An 18,397-nucleotide genomic window follows, 5' to 3' on the forward strand; every position below is an offset into this window, starting at 1 on the left:
TTACTTAGATAAATGGGTTATATAAATAACTGTATTCTATTTTTGCGCTCTGTAAAGGTTAAATTTAGAAGTTTGTGCCACTGTTGAGACCATTGGCAACGAACCTTTAATTATATCTGGATAGGGTAAAAAGCGATTAGCTACCAACATTAATGTGCCTTTTGGAAGTAACGCGAACTTCACTTCTTTGATAAATTTGTCGGTTACACTATAGTCAGTTTTAATCCCAGTATGAAACGGAGGATTGGTTAATACTGTGTTGAATTTGTGGCTAATTTCAGCCAATCCATTTGAAGCAATAACATTAGCTTTGAGATTATTGGCCGACAAACTTAGTTCGCTACAGTAAGTTGCTAAAGCGCTTACATCACATAGTGTCAGCGTAATCTCAGGATTGATTTTTGCTGCAAAACAACCAATGACCCCCGAACCAGATGCAAAATCTAGTACTTTTCCTGTTAGCTTTTCAGGTAGGTTTTCAATCAAAAGTTGGCTAGCAGGATCGAGTGCACCTGTATTAAAAATCCCAGGTAAAAAGGCAATTTTGCATACTACGTCATTTACCTGAATATCTTTGTATTGAACAAATTTGGTGATGTCAAAACTGTGTTTTTCTTCAATGTAAGCGCAATATAAACTGCAATGGCGAGCCGAATCGATTTTGTTTATTCGTTGGGAAACTTTAGCAAACAATTTATCAGCACTCTTGATGCCGGATTTATTTTCCCCAACCAAAAAGATATTTCCAGATGGTTTGACGCATGCAGCCATATTGGCAATTAACAGGGCGGCGTGCTCTTTCGACTTAGGCATGTAAATCACAGCCCCGTCAAACAACTCACTGTTTGGCTTTTCGGGGTTTTGATTATGGTTTAGCGCAACAGGATAATGTGCAGAAAATAAATGTTTATTATTTTTCGGACATTGTTGAAATACGTCATAAAATTGATGGAAACCAAAAATATTTGGATTATCTAATGCTGAGAAAATGTCTGCTTCAGGAGGGTTAACAAACAGCCACCTACCTTCTGCAAATTGCTCTTTATTACGCACAAGCACTTGGCTTGTGGTAGATAACATTAGTTCACCCTCGCAAACATCAGATCCCAAACGCCGTGTCCTAGGCGATGGCCACGCTGCTCAAACTTTGTCAGTGGTCGGTTATCTGGTCGTGGGACATAATCTTGGCTTTCCGATAAGTTTTTGAAGCCTTCTGCTGATTGCATCACTTCAAGCATGTGCTCTGCATAATTCTCCCAATCGGTTGCCATGTGGAACACACCATCTATTTTCAATTTAGAACGAAGTTTCTGAACAAAATCAGGCTGAATGATGCGACGCTTGTGATGACGTTTTTTGTGCCATGGATCAGGGAAAAACAACTGTAGGCGGTCGATACTTTCATCGGCAATACAATCTGCCAATACTTCTACTGCATCATGCTCGTAAACACGTAAATTAGTTACGTTTTGTTCGTGGGCATCAGCCATACATGTACCTACACCTGGTCTGTGCACCTCAATTCCAATAAAATCTTTGTCTGGTTCATTGGCAGCCATTTCAACCAAGGATTTACCCATACCAAAACCAATTTCCAAAACAACCGGAGCAGAGCGTCCAAATACTTGTGTAAAGTCCAATTTTCCGTCTGCATGGAGTAACCCCATTGTTGGCCAAAACTCTTCAAGGGCTTTAGCTTGGCCCTTAGTCAAACGACCTTCTCGCTTAACAAAGCTACGTACTTTTTGAACGTATACGCCTGCTGCTTCGGCTTCTTCTTGAGTTTTAAACTGGCTCATGCAAATGTTGTCTCTTATCTAAAAATTGTTTTTCTAAAATGGGGCGGCATTTTACCTCAGAATGAATACCTGCACTAGCGCAAACCTAGCATTTAGCCATGCCGTGGTGATTTAATGGGGGAAGCCAAGCTAGAATAATAACTTGTGCAAGTGTTTCGCGATTAAATCAGGTTCAGCCAATAGCATCATGTGTCCAGTGCCATTGATGAGATTAAAATCTGCATTGGCTAATGAATTGGCAAAATCTTCAATTGCTTGAGCAGGCGCTACTTGGTCCAATTCTGCTGCTATAAAATGAATCGGAAAGGTACTTGTTTTCAGTTTCGGCGATAGGTCAGGCCTTGGCGTCGTTGATTGAACGTGTGCTTTCAATACGCTAGGGCCAAGATCACTTTCCATGTCTTTTACTATCTCAACTAAATCTGCGTTTCTCATTTCAGTTTGAGTGAAAAAGTGTGCAAGTCTGGCTTGGTTCATGGTTACCGATTTTTTGTCATCTATCATTTTTATCAGCATTTTACGCTGCTGAACTTCTTGTGCGCTGAGGCCGTCAGGACAGTAACCAATTAAGGTTAAAGAGGCTACCTTATCTGGGAATTGCAAGGCGGTTAAAGCCGCAATATAGCCGCCCATGGAAAAGCCGACTAAATGAACCTTTTGCTCAAAGCTGTTTATACGGTCACTGCTCAATGCCTGCATTTGTTCTAATGTATCGGCCCACTGCAAAGGCACATAACTACGTTGGGCAAGATTCAGTTTTTTCCATAAAGGGATCCAAATACGCTCATCACACAAAGTTCCAGGAAAAAAAATAGTAGGGGTGGTTATTTCTAGCATCATTAATCTATTTCAATAAAATTCTAGTATGATCATAACAAACCCGATGCGTTAAAACCGCAAAATCAATTCAAGGTATTATGCAAAGTCCAACTACTGACTCGACGTTTAGTCAAAAATTACTGAACTGGTACCATCAAAATGGTAGAAAAGATCTGCCGTGGCAGCAGCAGAAGACCCCCTATCGAGTTTGGGTGTCAGAAATCATGTTGCAGCAAACTCAGGTTAAAACCGTGATTCCTTTTTATCAGCGCTTTATGCAACGCTTCCCCGATGTGATTGCTTTAGCCAACGCGCCTATTGATGATGTGCTGCATCTTTGGACTGGATTAGGATATTACGCTAGAGCCAGAAACCTGCATAAAGCAGCGCAAACAGTACGTGACCTTCACGCCGGCGTATTTCCTGAGACACTCGAGGGAATGGTAGCGTTATCGGGTATCGGACGTTCCACTGCCGGTGCTGTATTGTCCATCGCCAATGGCAAACATGTGAGTATTTTAGATGGCAACGTTAAGCGTGTTCTTACCCGTTATTTTGGAATCCATGGGTGGCCAGGGAGCAAGGCCATTGAACAACAATTATGGGAGTACGCTGATGACCTTACCCCAGCCAAAGATACAGGATTGTATACACAAGCTATTATGGATTTAGGTGCGACTCTATGTACACGGTCTAAACCTAATTGTGATGCTTGCCCTGTGCAAACCACTTGTTTGGCGTTTGCCCAAGGTACACAAGCTGAACTGCCCACTAAAAAGCCTAAAAAAACCACTCCAGTGCGAACCACGGTAATGTTGCTACCTGTTTGGCGAGATCAAGTACTTGTGTATAAACGACCAAGTTCAGGTATTTGGGGAGGCCTATTTGGTTTATATGAAGCTGACACTTTGCAAGACGCCGAATCCAAAGCACAAAGTTTAGCCTTAGGTGATATCCAAATTGAACAACTCGCTCAATTCCGACACACTTTTAGCCACTTCCATCTAGACATCAAACCGCTATTGATGCACCTCAAAAAACCACCCACTTTGAGAGTCGAAGAACAAGAAACCCTTTGGTATGATTTAAATTCACCGCCAAAAGTGGGATTAGCAGCGCCAACCATTAAACTTTTTAGTACACTACGCAAAAATCTTTAATAGAACATTTGGGATACATTGATTATGAGCAGAACGGTTTTTTGTCAAAAACTACAAAAAGATGCCGATGGACTGGACTTTCAACTATATCCGGGGGAATTAGGCAAAAAGATTTATGACAATATTTGCAAAGAAGCTTGGGCAGACTGGCAAAAGAAACAAACCATGCTGATTAATGAAAATAAACTCAATATGATGCAACCCGAAGCGAGAAAGTTTTTAGAAGAGCAAATGGTTGGGTATTTGTTCGAAGGAAAAGAGCCAGATATCGAAGGGTACGTTCCACCTTCTGCGTAAAGTAACCTAAAATAATGCTTAAATAGAAGTCGATTTGCTGGGTTTTCGAACAAACAGCGCTTAAAACTAAAAATTTATTAAAAATCGGTTGACTTGATAGCCAAGAATCCGTTTAATACGCACCCACGGCGCTACCAAGTATACTTTTTAGTGTTGTGATTTGACGAAAAGTCAGTGCCTCGATAGCTCAGTTGGTAGAGCAGCGGATTGAAAATCCGCGTGTCCCTGGTTCGATCCCGGGTCGAGGCACCATTTATTCCAAGAGCCCTGCATGAAAATGCGGGGCTTTTTCGTTTTAGGTTGAAATCGAACCAGTGCCACGGGTCGTGTCCCGCTGCTGCGCGTGCGTCTCGATCCCGGGTCGAGGCACCATTTATTCCAAGAGCCCTGAACAGAAATGTTCGGGGCTTTTTCGTTTTAGGTTGAAATCGAACCAGCGCCGCGGCTCGTGTCCCGCTGCTGCGCGTGCGTCTCGATCCCGGGTCGAGGCACCATTTATTCCAAGAGCCCTGCATGAAAATGCGGGGCTTTTTCGTTTTAGGTTGAAATCGAACCAGTGCCACGGGTCGTGTCCCGCTGCTGCGCGTGCGTCTCGATCCCGGGTCGAGGCACCATTTATTCCAAGAGCCCTGAACAGAAATGTTCGGGGCTTTTTCGTTTTAGGTTGAAATCGAACCAGCGCCGCGGCTCGTGTCCCGCTGCTGCGCGTGCGTCTCGATCCCGGGTCGAGGCACCATTTATTCCAAGAGCCCTGCATGAAAATGCGGGGCTTTTTCGTTTTAGGTTGAAATGAACCAGTGCCACGGGTCGTGTCCCGCTGCTGCGCGTGCGTCTCGATCCCGGGTCATCAAAGATAGAACATGACAAGCTAGCAAGCTGAGTAACGGTGGAGATTGTTGTTGTGTTTATCAATCTGCTTATTAAGTGCGGATGAGCCGCTTTATCAGCTAATCAATGTGAGTAACTTGTTGTTTTATAGAAGCCTACGGGGACTGCGGCTTTTTAAATTATGCGTGCTGACCCCGTTAACAATGATTACCCTCTTTTATGTTTTAATTGCTTTTTACTAAAGCAGCTAAACGGCCTGTGACTTCACCAAACTCAGCAAGAGTTTCATCGAATATTTGTTTAATCGATTTTGTTTCTTTAATGCGCCCTGCAACTTGTCCTGTTAAGGCGATTCCTGCCTCTAGATCGCCACCAAAGTATACCGCTTGTGTGTCTTGGAATTCGCTGAAAATACTTGGTGAACCTTCCTCTAAAATCCGAGTTGAACGTTTGGTGCGCAGTGCTCTTAACGCTGGCCCTGGACCTTTGCGGTTTAAAAACAGAGTGTCAGTTGAATCAGCAGCAATAATCGCGTCTTTCCAGTTTTGATGAACGGGGCTTTCTGTTGCGCTTAAGATGCGAGTCCCCATAAGAACACCGTCAGCACCAAGGGCTAGGGCTGCTGCCATGCTGCGTCCATCCATAATACCGCCAGCAGCGACTATAGGTACGTTTACCGCTTCACATACTTGCGGTATCAAGACCATGCTCGATACGTCGTCGGCATTTTTGAAACCGCCGCCTTCACCACCCTCTACTATGAGTCCGTCAACGCCTGCCTCTACTGCTTTTAGTGCACCTTTGAAGTTGGGTACTACATGAAATACGGTTAAGCCAGCGGCTTTTAGTTGATTTGTATATTTTGTTGGATCGCCAGCTGATGTGGTAACAAACTTAATACCTTGATCAATAATGAAGTCGAGAATTTTTGGATCGCGCACAAAAGCTTGGGCAATGTTCACACCGAAGGGTTTATCCGTCAGGTCGCGCATTTTTAGTATTTCTTCACGTATTGCATCCAATTCACCAGAGCTCGTTTCGATAATGCCCATACCGCCAGCATTTGAAACCGCAGATGATAGTTGTGAACGTGCTATCCAGCCCATCGCAGCTTGTATTATAGGTTTTTCAATACCGAGCATATCTGTGATGCGGGTTTTGATTACAATATTAGTCATATCTTTCCTCTGAAATGAATTGTGGCTTAGGTTATTAGTAATATTGTTATAGAAATGTTAGTGAGATTGGTACTTTTTTTCATGAATAGAATACCTAGCTATTGGTTTATTGATAGTTGACAAGGTTGGCTTCAATTATTGTAAAGATAGAATTTGTGGGACAAGATAAGAGCTGGAAATATCAGTGCCAAAAAGCATTAGAAAATATATGCAACCTGAGTTAAATCATTACCTTGCTCTATGATGACGTGTATTTGCTGGCGAGTAGAGTAAGTCCATTTCGCCACCCGTGGTGGTGATTTCACTCGGTCTTATTAATAGTTATCTGGATGTCGTAAATATTTTTTCTTTAAACAAATTTTTGTCAGTTTTTTTTACATATTTCCCTTTATAGGTGGTAATTATTTTTATCTAATTGTTAATAAATTGTTGATATGGTTGTATAAAAAATAAGCTGGCTTAAACTATGCTTGTATTCCAACTAGGTGCAAAATTGATGTGAGCATCGGAAGCTTCGGTAGGATTGAAGCATTACTGTCAAAATTAAAAAGGAAATCAAACAATGATTAAAACAAAAAAGCTGGCATTAGCAAGCATTACATTAAGTGCTATGCTAGGTGCATCGGCTGCAACGGCCGCACCTATTTTTATGCAAGGTAATTTCCTCTGGACCCAAGTGTCAGATGATGGCACCTTAGGGAATGAAAGCGCCATACCTGGACTTATCCACGATCCAACAGGAACAGGAACTTTTGATACTGCACAAGGAGATTATCTTCGCCCGGGGACCCCGTTTGAAGGCTTTGGTATCTCGTCTGACCAATTCAGTACTGTAGGTAATAGAAACTCTTCAAGCGATAGCGTAAGTCAGGTGTCAATTACAGACCTAGGTGGTGGCGCATTTGACAACCATGTTCGCTGGACGGGTACTGCTGACAATGGTTTTTTCGATATTGTTCATGACTTTTTCTTTGATGATACCGATGAAAACCTGAATATTACGACCACGATTACCGCTATTAGTGACATGACTAATCTTGCATTCTCAAGAGCAATTGACCCTGATCCAGATAACTATCCTGGCGGTTCGGCAAGTACAAACAATGAGCGTGGGTTGGACTTAAATAATGATGGCGATTACGATGATGCTGGTGAATTGGCGCAAACTGATTTCATCAGTGCCTCTGGTGTTATCAGTGGTTTAACTATGGGTATGTTTACCGATAGTGATTATGAACATAATACAGGTATAGAGTTTTCTTGTTGTTCACAAATTAACCCTGCTGATTATTTAATCGGTGGTGATTTTGCACCAATAGCATTTGGTTTCGACTCTTCTGGGGATAATGGTATCGGGCTTGGCTTTATGATCGGGGACTTGAATGCAGGGGAGTCAGCAACTCTTAATTATTCTTATGTTTTCGGTGATACAGTAGGTACTGTAGATATTCCTGGAGATGACGATCCAACTACCGTTCCAGTTCCAGCAACTATCTTGCTGTTCGGCATTGGTTTAATGGGGATGAGCATGCGTAAGCGTTTTGCGAAATAACATTCGTAAAAAGTTTAAGCCCAGTTTAGTGCACCAGTTCTAAGGTATATTCAACTCGGTTATTAGCTGCTATGTATTGCTCGCGTAGATGTATCAATTACCGAGCCAAAGTAATCTCTAATTAAATGCTCCTGAACGGAAATGTTCGGGAGCATTTTTACATTCAAGGTCAAATGCGTGGTCCCGTCACGCCTCCTTTTGTTATTATTTCATACAATCAAAAATTGCATGGTAGGCGAAATCATATAATCCAAGTGATGGTGAGATATCCTTTGTAGCTATTAAACCCTAAACTAATAAAATTGATTACTAGGCTACTAGGCTACTAGGCTACTAGGCTACTAGGCTACCTAACCCTTATAACGATGTTAAACATGCACCGTTTAAACTTGTCTTTGAGAAACATATCCGCTATTTTATATGTAACTTAATGGTTACATATTGGTTATGGACAATACTTTCAGCGCACTAGCAAATAAAACTCGACGTCAAATTCTCGATTTTGTGAAGAACAATCCAGCCTGTCTGGTGAATGATATTAGTCGTCAGTTCGCTATGAGTAGGGTAGCGATAATGAAACACTTAAAAATACTAGAGCAGGCCAATTTGTTAGTTACTGAAAAGATCGGTACATCCAAACACCATTATTTTAACGTCATACCCATTCAACAAATTTATGATCGCTGGACGGATGAATATAGTCGTTTTATGGCATCCCGTTTAACCGGCTTTAAAAACCAAATTGAACAACAATTGCAGGATGATGAAAATGAGCCAGAGCAAGACAAAAAGTGTTCATAAAATTTTTATTGCGGCGCCAATAGATAAAGTTTGGCAACAACTAACTAAAACAGACGGTCTACAAGCTCAGTTTTTTAATGCTCGTTTGGACACTCCTGGGCTTGAACAGGGTGCAGCTATAAGAATGCGCACTGGTAAAAATGGTAAATATACCTCGGTAGTGGGGGAAGTGCTGGAATTCGATCCTCCCTTTATCTACTCCCATTCCTTTAAATTTACCAGTTTAGACGATCCTTATTGCAAGGTGACTTATAAGTTGAAGGAAGTGGACGGGGGAACTGAATTTACCCTTATTAATGAAGATATGCCGGTTGCAACGAAAACTGCAAAATACATGGAGCAAGGTGTCCCGTTTATTTTAAATACTTTAAAAGGTGTCGTTGAGCATGGCAAACCGCCATTTAAGTATCAACTTATGCTATTCATGATTGGCGCTTTGTCTTTTACCGTGCCAAGTAAATGTAAAAGTGAGCATTGGCCACTCTAAATGGTTAATGATTATGACTCGTTAATAAACAGATAATCACAATTGGGAGAATAGTTATGGCAACTCCAGAAGAAATGGCGCAAACCATGCGCAACAACGTGGAGCAGAAAACCGGAAAGGGCATGAACAGCTGGTTTGAAATCATCACCAAAGGACAGTGTGAAAAGCATGGTCAAATAGTTAAAATGTTGAAAACTGAGTTCGCTGTGACCCACGGTTTTGCTAATTTAATCGCCCATGACTATCTCAATCGTAATGCAACTCCGTCAAACGAAACAGACTTAATAGAGACGCAATATAGTGGCTCTAAGCAACATTTGAAAATAATATACTCAACTATTATTAAAGCTCTCGATAGTTTGAGTGAAATGCAAATAGCGCCAAAAAAGTCTTATATTAGCTTGCGGCGCAATAAGCAATTTGCACTCATTCAACCTTCCACTAAAACCCGTGTTGACCTTGGTCTTAATCTTAAAAATGTCGAGCCTCAGGGGCGATTGGAAGCTTCTGGTAGTTTCAATTCGATGGTGTCTCATCGAATTAAAATCACTGATATAAATCAAGTAGATGAAGAACTGATTGATTGGCTGAAAATGGCATATCAGCAAAGCTAAAAATTGCCAATTAGACGTAAATGAAAGATGGTGAAGGATAGACAGGCATATTTTCACTGGTGTTATGAGCCTGCTTCTTTGGCAGGCTACTCAAAATTTTGAATCAAGGTGTGCACTGGTTAAAATGCACAAATCATCAATTTGATTTTTCGCGCCAATGAATCATTCGATCGTTGCCATGAAATATGCCAAAAGTCGCTACCGAGGACGGATTCTCAGTGTACGGGCCGTCATAGTTAAAGTCGATATCGCTCCAATCAAATTGTAACCAAGTTGGGACTTCAAACTCAATTTGCACATCACCTTGGTTATTAACTCCAGGTGGAGAAAGGAGGAATTCTGCACGTCCCGACTCGAACGTACCTGCGCCTGACGCGCTAGTAGTGCCTGGAGCTAGACTTATATCGGTTATGTTGACGTCGGTTGCTGCGTCGAAGCGAGTGAAATTGTCTTCGCTACTGATCACAAAACGACTTCCATCCCAATACTCGATTTGCATCGGGATATTCAATGAAGTGGTTTCTGGGCCGTAGTTATTCTTCAAAACCCATCGACCAAAACGCACTTCTTCGCCGAATGGTAGCAATTCAAGTACCCCGTTGGCAGCATTTCCATCTGAATCGTTTGCCGTAATTCCATCTGCATCTATAACCGATGTAACCTTCAAACTTAGGTTACTTGTAAATGGTTCAACTAACGCGTTGGCATTACGCTCATAAATAAAATTATCGGTTGAGTTAAATTGATAACTAATTACCCCATTCATTTCGGTTATCGTCGGCGATTTTAGATTTGCGCTCAAAGAGACATTAGTAGTGGCATCGGCACCAATTTGGCTTGAATCTTCGGTGGGACTGACTCTAACAATATTGGACTCATCTAAATTTACGAAATCACCGGTATAGTTTAACGTTGTATGCCCATCTAAAGATTTGGCCGTTATGGTGAATTCAGGTTCAGTCGCGTAGCTAATTTGACCTGAAGCAGGGCTTGCAATGTTCATCTGTCCAGCATAGACAAAAGGATCGCCTCCAGACAGAAATCCATCAAATACTGTCTCTAAGTCAAAATACGCTGGGGTAAACCTACCGATACTTTCACTTGTTGCGGCATCAATAGTTTTACCAAAATAACCATTAACTGGCGGTGTTGCCGTTATAGTAAATACACCTACTTCTGAAACACTTTGATTTGTTTCTAATTTTACGCCGTTGTCGGCTGTATCAATACTGATGTTCGCCACCCCTAAACTCACCGAATTACCCGTTAACGGTGCAACAGTATCTACTGTAAGGGGAATATTCTTCATTTCAAAGTTTGCTGTAATGGTACCGTCACTACATGCCGCGGCGACTGATAAATTAAAGTCTTCACCGGCTTTTTTAAATACATTGCAGCTAGCATCGTTTGTTGTACATTCTGCATTAGCATCAGGGCTGGCAACAATTAATTTAGCCGGGCTAACTACCGTTGTTACTGTTGAAGAAGCCAACCCGTTGCCACTTGCGTCATTTACTTCAATGCTAATTTTACCGGCGTCTTGGTATTCAAAACTTAATACTGCCGTTCCGGATTCATCAAAATTGATGATTCTATTCTGAGTAACTGAGGCGGCAGCCATGGCGGTGGAATCTAAAGTGGGTACCTTGGTTCCAGTGGTTGGATTTGCATAATTGAAAACTAGATCTAGGGATAAATCGCCATTTTCCGCAGCCGCACAACTGGTACTACTGTCACCGACCTTAACCGCTTGAATTGTTAAGTTTGTGGTGCTGCATGCAGTGTGATCTTCTAAGCTAAGCAGGTAACCACCGCTGGAAAAAACAATATCACAATCAGGTATACACTCTAGATCACTCATTGCTGGAACATCTGTTTCGGCTGATAGGGTGATTGTTTCTGCGGTTGTATGGTTAAACTCGACACTGACAGTTTCACCACTGGGAATAGTGATTGGATTATTACTCCATGTAGACGGACTTCCCGTGGCTGCCAGGGTTACATTGACGTCTATGGGGACTAAATCTGTACAGTCTAGATTGGCACAGGCTTTGAGCGTAACAGGTTCAGCGCTGCAGGTTAAACCATCTCCATCATGTTCAATTTGGATATGATGTAGTGGCACAGTACAAGAGCGGGTTGTGCCCATAAGGCTAGATACTTCTGCCGCATTCAAAGCCGTCGGCCTCAGGTTTACCTCATCAATGGCCCCATGGAAAACGCTTTTCTGATTTGCCGATGAATATAAATTACCAATATAAAAATCCCCTGAAGTATTAGGAATTAGGCTACTGGACTCAGAAAAAGTACCGTCAAGAGTACCATTAACATATAGTTTTACTCTTTCTGATTCGTCTTGGGTACCATCGAAAACAATAGCAATATGATACCAAGTATCAACCACAAAACTGGTGTTCGATTGAAATCTGTCATTCGCCCCATCTATGTCTACATACAGTCGGTTGCCGCCAGAGTTGGTAAAAAAAGCACCATAAGAAACGCCGTCAACACCATCAGGTCCTTTTGAAAACACCCCCCGTGAATCCGTGCCATTGGTTTGATTAAAACTACTGGCCTTAATCCACGCTGATAACGTCATGGCTGTTAACTCGTCTAAACTGTCTCCATTTGCACTAACAATATAATCATCAACGCCATCGAATTCTCCATACCCACATGAACCTGGATCGCCCTCAAGGGCGGGGCTCATCGCAGATGTAGTTGGATCAGTACCCACCCCGTAACCCACTGAAACTGCGTCGTAACCACTGTTAGTGCTATCTTTTACTTCGTTTGCCGTACCATTCCAGCTGGTTTCATCCATCCGCCACTGCGCGTTTTTGCAGACCCCTTCATTTAATTTAAAATCAGTGGCCCTTACGTAAGATGAGCTTCCATAATTGTTCAAGCTACGGAAACGCAGAATATTGGTGGTGATAGGATCAAAATCATAACTCTGTAATAAAGTCGTATTTTCAGCAGTAAATATGTAGCTTGGGGTAATTGCTGTGCCCAGTAATTTAAAATCAGCGATACCTGTATAACTTGGGTCACCGTGATTTTTAATGGTTACTAAACGTGCTCCTATTACATCTGTAACTTCATCTTCCTCATCCAATACTATGTCATATGGTGCTGCTGACATTGGCACACTAAAGGTGGTTGATGGAGTAACCGATTCCCCGATTACTTCAAATTCACGTAGCCCGATGTAAGATGTATCACCGTGATTGTTGATGGTTATTAACTTGACTGCAGTGACTTCCTCAGGAATGTCATCTTCATCTAACTGAAAAGTTTCTCCGTTTGAATGCATGGCCGCGGTAAAAATTTTCGTTCTGGTAATTGATGGGCCAAGTAGTTCAAATTCTCTGGCCCCAATGTAGGTATTGTCACCGTGATTACTAATGGTTACTAGTTTCACATCGGTTACATCAGTTGGCACATCGGCAGGGTCTAGAGTAAAAGTCTGAACACTATCGTTCATAGCCGCTGTGAAGGTTTTGCTTTGGGCTACTGACAATCCAAGCAGCTCAAATTCACGAGCACCGATATAGGATGGATCGCCGTGATTACTAATAGTGATGAGTTTCACATCTGTGACGTTAACGGGGATGTCTTCACTATCTAGGCTGAACAATTCACCATTGCTATGCATTGCTGCTTTAAACGTCTTACTTTCACTAACCGATGGCCCTAAAAGTTTAAATTCTTTCGCGCCAATATAACTAGAATGACCATAGTTGGAGATTGTGCGTAAGCGCACATCCGTTATATTTTCAAACTGATAAGCTGGATCTATGCTGAAGCTTTCACCGTCGTTATTTTTAGCGGCAGTATAAGTATAGGTAGGTCCAACTGAATCACCTGAAAAGGTTAATTCTCTGGCGCCCGTAAAGGTAGAGTGTCCGTAATTACTTAAGGTACGTATGCGTGTAGCTGTGACATTGTTATAAGCGCCGACAGACCAAGTTTGCAAATCATTATCCATGTTGGCGGTAAAAGTCGTCCCGCCGTCTGGGGCATTGATGGTTTGCCATGGACCGTTTGAAATTTGAATATCAAGTTCAAAGGTCTGTACTGATATGTTGTTACCGTAATTAACCAGAGAGAAAGTATCGAAATTAATCGGATCTCCATTGGTACCGTCATTATCGGTGTCAAAAGTAAAGGCTAATGTATTATTTTGTTTGGAGGACAACCATTGATTGCTTTGGTCACCATCGTGTAAATTTTTGGCGGCGTAAGAGGTAGAGTTATACTCACTATCTATAGTAGTTAAACTACCACCGTGATAGCTCAATGAGAAATTGTGATTTGGTTCGTTGGCCCCTGAGCCAGCGACAGGAATTTTTATCCAATCTGGATTAGAAAGGGTTTTAACTTCAATTTGAAAGTACTTAATTGAAATATCGTTATTGCCGTAGTTAACTAAATTGAAGCCTTCAAGTTTAAATCTGTCCCCGGCTCCTGATAAATTACCGTCATCATCGAGATCAAATTGGAAGTCCAAGGTATTGTTACTTTTACTACTTAACCAAGATGAGTTTAAGTCGCCGTCATGCAGATTTGCAGCTGCATAGGAGGTGGCGTTATATTGGCTATCAATATTGACTAATGTCCCACCTTGTTGCGCTAAAGCAAAATTATAGTCAGGTTCGCCAATGACAGAGCCTGGCACACTGAGTTTTTGCCAGTTTGGATTTGCTGATGTCTTAACCGCTACTTGGAACTCGTTGATAGCGCGGTCATCGTTTCCATAGTTTTTCAAATAAAAACTTTGTAAGGTAAATTGATCCGCGGCAGTGGCGAGTGAGCCGTCCCCATCAGCATCAAATTGAAATTCAAAGAAATTATTAGTTTTGTTACTTAGCCAAGAAGAATTTCCGTCACCGTCATGAATATTTTTCGCAGCCAATGACGTGGAGTTATACTGACTGTCAAAACTGGTTAAGGTACCGCCTTGATACGTTAAAGCAAAATTATAATTAGCTTCGCCACTTGTGGAACCAGGTACCGCTATTTTTTGCCATGTTGGATTTGAGGCGGTTTTGACTGAAACTTGAAACTGCTTAATTGACCGATCGTCATTTCCATAGTTTCGTAATCGGAAGCTTTCGAGGGTGAAATAGTCTGTTGCCGTACCCATTAAGCCATCTTCGTCAACGTCAAATTGGAAGGCTAGGGTGTTATTTCCATTCGAGCTTAGCCATCTACTATTTGCGTCACCATCGTGAATATTGTCAGCACCCCAAGAGGTGGAATTCAATTCGCTATCGATCTCGACCAAAGTACCGCCATTATGGGACATAGCAAAATTAAAATCGTTATCACCAATAGCTGAGCCCGGCACATAAATTTTTTGCCAACTTGGGTCACTCAGAGTTTGCACTGCAATTTGAAACTGTTGTACTGAACGAGTGTGCGCTCCATAGTTTCTTAGGTTAAATTTACTAAAGGTAAAGACATCATCAGTATCTCCTTCGGCTCCAGTTGTACCATTACTATTTGGGTCAAAAGAAAATTCGATAGTGTTATTATTTTTGCGACTTAACCAAAGTGAGTTGTCATCGCCATCCTGCATATTCTCAGCAGCCCAGGTAGTGGCGTTGTATTCGCTATCAACAATGCCTAATACACCACCATTATGTGTCCTGGAGTATATATAGTCGTCATCACCAGCGACTGAGCCGGGGACTTCAAGTTTGTTCCAAGTCACACCATCAGTGGTAACTTCAATTTGGAATTCTTTTACTGAGCGATCATCGTTACCGTAGTTTGTAATTTGTATTTCACTGATGGGGATTGAATTTCCAGCGTTGCCATTCCAGTCGGTATCAAAATTAAACTCAATGGTGTTATTCGATTTTTTCGACAACCATCTTGATTTGTTGCTGCCGTCGTTAAGGTTTTTCGCACCATAGGTTGTGCTATTGTATTCACTGTCCACCGATACCAATCGAGCCCCTTGCGCCCAACTCAAATAATCAATTTTTGCAGTGGGGTTTTGCTCAGCTACGATTGGACGCCATCCATCAGTACCAGAGTCGGCACTTAAAGAGCTGTCTGAAGTGGTGAGTAACATAAATTGTTTTAGTGAACTTGAATCTTTACCATAATTGGTTAATTCAAATTCTTCTACACAGTATGCTTCGTTGCTGTCGTTGAGTTGGAAATTAATGTTGTTGCTTAATTTGCTAGATAACCAGTGAGTGTTTGAATCACCGTCCTGTAAATTACTGGCCGCCCAAGTGGTACTATTATATTGAGTATCTACTAAGGTTATAGTCGAGGGTTGTAATACGTCTGCTAAAACATAGGTAGCAGGAAGAGCTGCCAGCAAAGCAATAATTTTAAAATGGCACGTTTTGGTGGTTTGCATTACAACCTAGGCTTCATTACCGTCAATAAACATCATATGATAATAACCCAGCTCCAATATAATTGTAATGTTAGGAACTAGACATGCGTATAAATATGCTCTTCATACTGTCATTTATAACGATAGCGGCTTGTAGCCCTAATTCGTCAGAGACTGAGCAGTCAAAAAGTCCAGAGAGTTTGCTTATGGAACAACAAAAGGGTGACCAGGTTATTGAGCTTGAAGCTGAAAAAAAGTTAATAACCGATTCATTGACTGAAATCGAGCAGACACACAGCTCATTGGAAAATCGTGCTGAGTTGGAAATGGCGCAATCTGAAAAAGACCTAATCTCACTAGCCGCAGAAAAAAGAAAAATCGAGGAACAACAGCTACTTGAAAGCGCGAGAGAAAAGACCGAAAAGTTGGAAGCCTTGTTAAAACAAACCGAGCAATAGTTGGATATAGCAGTGTGCCTTTCACCGCTTCGTTATTTGCAGGAGGCTTTCACCACAACGTTTTAAGCCAGCCGCTTCCTTTGTATTGTCACCCTTAGTCTTTCATTAATATGTTAGTGTATTCAATTAGCATGTGGTCATCAAAAACGCTTAGGTTTTTAGCAGTATTGTGTTGTGCGATTGACTTGCCGTTCCCACTTTTGTCGCATCGGCTAAGCTCGTAGGAGTGGGTAAAATAAAAACTAAAAGAACTAAAATGCTAACTACTAGGGCTGTGACCACTGCAAAAATATATTTAATCATTAAATTATTCCCTCATTTGTTCTAGTGATTACGTTGTTTAGACCAAGCCAATGCGGTTATCGCTAACAGTACCGCGCTCATGATTAAAATTGCTAGCATGTTGTAGAGCAAATCTCGTTCCCCTGGGGCACCTATAATATGCAATGCAATTTCGCTCAGATGATAGGTGGGTAATAAGTGTGCAAAAGTTTGCATGCCTGGTGGGAATAGCATGATTGGGACCCATAATCCCCCTAACGCCGCAAAAGCTAGAAAAATGATATTGGAAACCGCTACGGACGCATTACCATTGCAAACAAAGCCAACAATTAAACCGATTAAGATAAATGGCAAAGTGGCAACAATGTGGGTAATTAACATCAATGCCCAGGTACTTTGAGGCAACGCTACAGCCGCCCCGAAACCGGCGATTATATACATGATTGCCAATGACATACTTGAAAACAAAAGGGTGCTACAGATCTTCGCACCTATGTAACTGAAGCCTTGGCTAGGCGCTGCTAATTTCAGATCTAACCAGCCTTTATCCCGCTCGTTTGCCACACTAATTCCAAATCCAAATATTGCAGGTCCCATAACGGCAAATACGCCGTAAGTGGCTAGTAAATAACCTGGCGAACTATTACTGCCGGGAATTAGGATGGCAAATAATGTATAAAATGCCACTGGCATCCCTAATGTGGGAAAGATGAATTCAGGTGCGCGAAAGGCTTTTAGCAATTCGGCACCGGTTTCCAATACAAAAGAGGCGACTATCCTGTTCATAATTTATCTCCTTGGCTAAGGTGACTGAACACGTCTTCTAATTTGGGTTGGCTAACGGTAAGGTCAGCAATTTGGGAATCTAAATTCAATATTTCTGACAGTGATAGATTGACGTTTTTACTGCGAATTTCACTAAAGCGTCCTGATTTCGAAACGGAAGTCACGCCGGTTATAACACGCAACTTATCTGCCGGAATTTGAGTTTCACAGCGAATAATTGAGCCGCTAGTTTGCTTTTTGATTTCATTAGGCGAAGCATCAGCCACTATTAAACCTGAGTTCATAATCATGATTCTGTCGGCTAAATTTTCGGCCTCTTCTAGATAATGAGTGGTGAGTACTATGCTTTTGCCTTGTTTGGCAAACTGCCGAATGATAGCCCACATATTTCGTCTGGCTTCAATGTCTAAACCCGTAGTGGGTTCGTCTAAGAAGATTAATTGGGGGTTACCAACTATGGCTAAGGCAAACTGCGCACGCCTTTTTTGACCGCCAGATAATTTTTTATAACGCTTATCTGCAAAGCCTTCAAGTTCACACATTTCAATGGTTTGCTGTACTGAAAATGGGGCGGGATAATAGCTTGCAAATAGCGTTATTTGCTCGCGAATTGTTAGCAAATCTGGCAAGTCTGAGTCTTGTAAAATGACCCCAGTTTGACGTTTAGCATTCATAGAGCCGGGTTGATGCCCCATTATTTGCATGTCACCGGAGGAGATTTTTTCTAAACCTAGCGCACATTTAATGAGAGATGTTTTTCCTGCACCGTTCTGACCTAAAATGGCAAATACGCCAGCACCTTGAATACTAAAATTAACGCCTTTAATAGCTTCAATTGCTGCGTATGATTTTTTGAGGTTTTTAGCTTGTAAAATTGGTGTTGAAAGATCCATATAAACTGCCTGCTTAATGTTTAGTATCCCAATATTATCGAGCGGGTGATACTTCACAAGTGACGAAAGTCACATTCTGCAT

At 41.7% G+C, this 18,397-nt stretch carries 15 protein-coding genes and 1 tRNA gene; 8 read left to right on the top strand and 8 right to left on the bottom strand.

The features are described 5' to 3' along the window. Window positions 1-36: 36 nt before the first annotated feature. The 3 genes from VUI23_RS02130 to VUI23_RS02140 form a co-directional block, all read right to left on the bottom strand. Entirely contained in the window at window positions 37-1,080 is a 1,044-nt protein-coding gene (locus VUI23_RS02130; RefSeq protein WP_342806617.1) for a methyltransferase, read from the bottom strand. Then, window positions 1,080-1,799 (bottom strand): tRNA (guanosine(46)-N7)-methyltransferase TrmB, encoded by a 720-nt coding sequence (gene trmB, locus VUI23_RS02135; protein WP_342806619.1) that lies wholly within the window; start codon window positions 1,797-1,799, stop codon window positions 1,080-1,082. The genes VUI23_RS02130 and trmB overlap by 1 nt, the downstream gene beginning before the upstream one ends. 129 nt (window positions 1,800-1,928) lie before the next feature. Beyond that, window positions 1,929-2,639: an alpha/beta hydrolase gene (locus VUI23_RS02140; protein WP_216050451.1), complete on the bottom strand. Its 711-nt coding sequence runs from the start codon at window positions 2,637-2,639 to the stop codon at window positions 1,929-1,931. A gap of 77 nt (window positions 2,640-2,716) precedes the next feature. Here VUI23_RS02140 and mutY point away from each other — a divergent pair, with 77 nt between their 5' ends. The 3 genes from mutY to VUI23_RS02155 all read left to right on the top strand — a co-directional run bounded on the left by mutY (window position 2,717) and on the right by VUI23_RS02155 (window position 4,327). Beyond that, window positions 2,717-3,778 carry an A/G-specific adenine glycosylase gene (mutY, locus tag VUI23_RS02145; RefSeq protein ID WP_216050450.1) on the top strand — a complete coding sequence of 354 codons (1,062 nt, stop codon included), beginning with the start codon at window positions 2,717-2,719 and terminating at the stop codon, window positions 3,776-3,778. 24 nt (window positions 3,779-3,802) lie between these two features. Continuing rightward, window positions 3,803-4,075 (top strand): oxidative damage protection protein, encoded by a 273-nt coding sequence (locus VUI23_RS02150; protein WP_216050449.1) that lies wholly within the window; start codon window positions 3,803-3,805, stop codon window positions 4,073-4,075. 176 nt (window positions 4,076-4,251) lie between these two features. After that, window positions 4,252-4,327 (top strand) — tRNA-Phe (locus VUI23_RS02155). Between the two features lie 800 nt (window positions 4,328-5,127). Here the strand turns inward: VUI23_RS02155 and VUI23_RS02160 are convergent. Then, on the bottom strand, window positions 5,128-6,081 hold the full coding sequence (locus VUI23_RS02160; RefSeq protein WP_342806621.1) for a nitronate monooxygenase: 954 nt from the start codon (window positions 6,079-6,081) through the stop codon (window positions 5,128-5,130). A 562-nt stretch (window positions 6,082-6,643) separates the two neighbouring features. Between VUI23_RS02160 and VUI23_RS02165 the strand changes: the two genes are divergently transcribed. The 4 genes from VUI23_RS02165 to VUI23_RS02180 all read left to right on the top strand — a co-directional run bounded on the left by VUI23_RS02165 (window position 6,644) and on the right by VUI23_RS02180 (window position 9,535). Further along, complete coding sequence (locus VUI23_RS02165; protein ID WP_342806623.1) at window positions 6,644-7,633, top strand: PEP-CTERM sorting domain-containing protein; 990 nt, start codon at window positions 6,644-6,646, stop codon at window positions 7,631-7,633. Between the two features lie 447 nt (window positions 7,634-8,080). Then, on the top strand, window positions 8,081-8,434 hold the full coding sequence (locus VUI23_RS02170; protein WP_216047960.1) for a metalloregulator ArsR/SmtB family transcription factor: 354 nt from the start codon (window positions 8,081-8,083) through the stop codon (window positions 8,432-8,434). After that, window positions 8,403-8,921, top strand: a complete 519-nt coding sequence (locus VUI23_RS02175) for an SRPBCC domain-containing protein (protein WP_342806625.1) — start codon at window positions 8,403-8,405, stop codon at window positions 8,919-8,921. Before VUI23_RS02170 ends, VUI23_RS02175 begins: the two co-directional genes overlap by 32 nt. A 56-nt stretch (window positions 8,922-8,977) precedes the next feature. Then, window positions 8,978-9,535, top strand: coding sequence for a DUF5655 domain-containing protein (locus VUI23_RS02180; RefSeq protein ID WP_342806627.1), 558 nt, complete (start codon window positions 8,978-8,980; stop codon window positions 9,533-9,535). Window positions 9,536-9,671: 136 nt separating this feature from the next. Here VUI23_RS02180 and VUI23_RS02185 read toward each other — a convergent pair whose 3' ends face one another. Next, entirely contained in the window at window positions 9,672-15,917 is a 6,246-nt protein-coding gene (locus VUI23_RS02185; protein ID WP_342806629.1) for a DUF6701 domain-containing protein, read from the bottom strand. Between the two features lie 185 nt (window positions 15,918-16,102). Between VUI23_RS02185 and VUI23_RS02190 the strand changes: the two genes are divergently transcribed. Continuing rightward, window positions 16,103-16,354 (top strand): hypothetical protein, encoded by a 252-nt coding sequence (locus tag VUI23_RS02190; RefSeq protein WP_342806631.1) that lies wholly within the window; start codon window positions 16,103-16,105, stop codon window positions 16,352-16,354. 150 nt (window positions 16,355-16,504) lie between these two features. Here the strand turns inward: VUI23_RS02190 and VUI23_RS02195 are convergent, their stop codons facing one another. From VUI23_RS02195 to VUI23_RS02205, 3 genes are read right to left on the bottom strand one after another with little or no spacing between them, the layout of a single operon-like run. After that, window positions 16,505-16,657: a hypothetical protein gene (locus VUI23_RS02195; RefSeq protein WP_342806633.1), complete on the bottom strand. Its 153-nt coding sequence runs from the start codon at window positions 16,655-16,657 to the stop codon at window positions 16,505-16,507. A gap of 21 nt (window positions 16,658-16,678) precedes the next feature. Further along, window positions 16,679-17,422, bottom strand: a complete 744-nt coding sequence (locus VUI23_RS02200; RefSeq protein WP_342806635.1) for an ABC transporter permease — start codon at window positions 17,420-17,422, stop codon at window positions 16,679-16,681. Beyond that, the gene (locus VUI23_RS02205) at window positions 17,419-18,315 is read right to left on the bottom strand and encodes an ABC transporter ATP-binding protein (RefSeq protein WP_342806638.1); all 897 of its coding nucleotides are present in this window, start codon (window positions 18,313-18,315) and stop codon (window positions 17,419-17,421) included. The genes VUI23_RS02200 and VUI23_RS02205 overlap by 4 nt, the downstream gene beginning before the upstream one ends. Window positions 18,316-18,397 lie beyond the last annotated feature (82 nt).

The sequence above is a fragment of the Alteromonas sp. M12 genome (genome assembly GCF_037478005.1).
Classification (GTDB): domain Bacteria; phylum Pseudomonadota; class Gammaproteobacteria; order Enterobacterales; family Alteromonadaceae; genus Aliiglaciecola; species Aliiglaciecola lipolytica_A.

Excerpts from the sequence above, each read along its gene's own strand:
- VUI23_RS02130 (WP_342806617.1), bottom strand. The coding sequence starts at position 1,080 with ATGTTATCTACCACAAGCCAAGTGCTTGTGCGTAATAAAGAGCAATTT.
- trmB (WP_342806619.1), bottom strand. The coding sequence starts at position 1,799 with ATGAGCCAGTTTAAAACTCAAGAAGAAGCCGAAGCAGCAGGCGTATAC.
- VUI23_RS02140 (WP_216050451.1), bottom strand. The coding sequence starts at position 2,639 with ATGATGCTAGAAATAACCACCCCTACTATTTTTTTTCCTGGAACTTTG.
- mutY (WP_216050450.1), top strand. The coding sequence starts at position 2,717 with ATGCAAAGTCCAACTACTGACTCGACGTTTAGTCAAAAATTACTGAAC.
- VUI23_RS02150 (WP_216050449.1), top strand. The coding sequence starts at position 3,803 with ATGAGCAGAACGGTTTTTTGTCAAAAACTACAAAAAGATGCCGATGGA.
- VUI23_RS02160 (WP_342806621.1), bottom strand. The coding sequence starts at position 6,081 with ATGACTAATATTGTAATCAAAACCCGCATCACAGATATGCTCGGTATT.
- VUI23_RS02165 (WP_342806623.1), top strand. The coding sequence starts at position 6,644 with ATGATTAAAACAAAAAAGCTGGCATTAGCAAGCATTACATTAAGTGCT.
- VUI23_RS02170 (WP_216047960.1), top strand. The coding sequence starts at position 8,081 with ATGGACAATACTTTCAGCGCACTAGCAAATAAAACTCGACGTCAAATT.
- VUI23_RS02175 (WP_342806625.1), top strand. The coding sequence starts at position 8,403 with ATGAGCCAGAGCAAGACAAAAAGTGTTCATAAAATTTTTATTGCGGCG.
- VUI23_RS02180 (WP_342806627.1), top strand. The coding sequence starts at position 8,978 with ATGGCAACTCCAGAAGAAATGGCGCAAACCATGCGCAACAACGTGGAG.
- VUI23_RS02185 (WP_342806629.1), bottom strand. The coding sequence starts at position 15,917 with ATGCAAACCACCAAAACGTGCCATTTTAAAATTATTGCTTTGCTGGCA.
- VUI23_RS02190 (WP_342806631.1), top strand. The coding sequence starts at position 16,103 with ATGGAACAACAAAAGGGTGACCAGGTTATTGAGCTTGAAGCTGAAAAA.
- VUI23_RS02195 (WP_342806633.1), bottom strand. The coding sequence starts at position 16,657 with ATGATTAAATATATTTTTGCAGTGGTCACAGCCCTAGTAGTTAGCATT.
- VUI23_RS02200 (WP_342806635.1), bottom strand. The coding sequence starts at position 17,422 with ATGAACAGGATAGTCGCCTCTTTTGTATTGGAAACCGGTGCCGAATTG.
- VUI23_RS02205 (WP_342806638.1), bottom strand. The coding sequence starts at position 18,315 with ATGGATCTTTCAACACCAATTTTACAAGCTAAAAACCTCAAAAAATCA.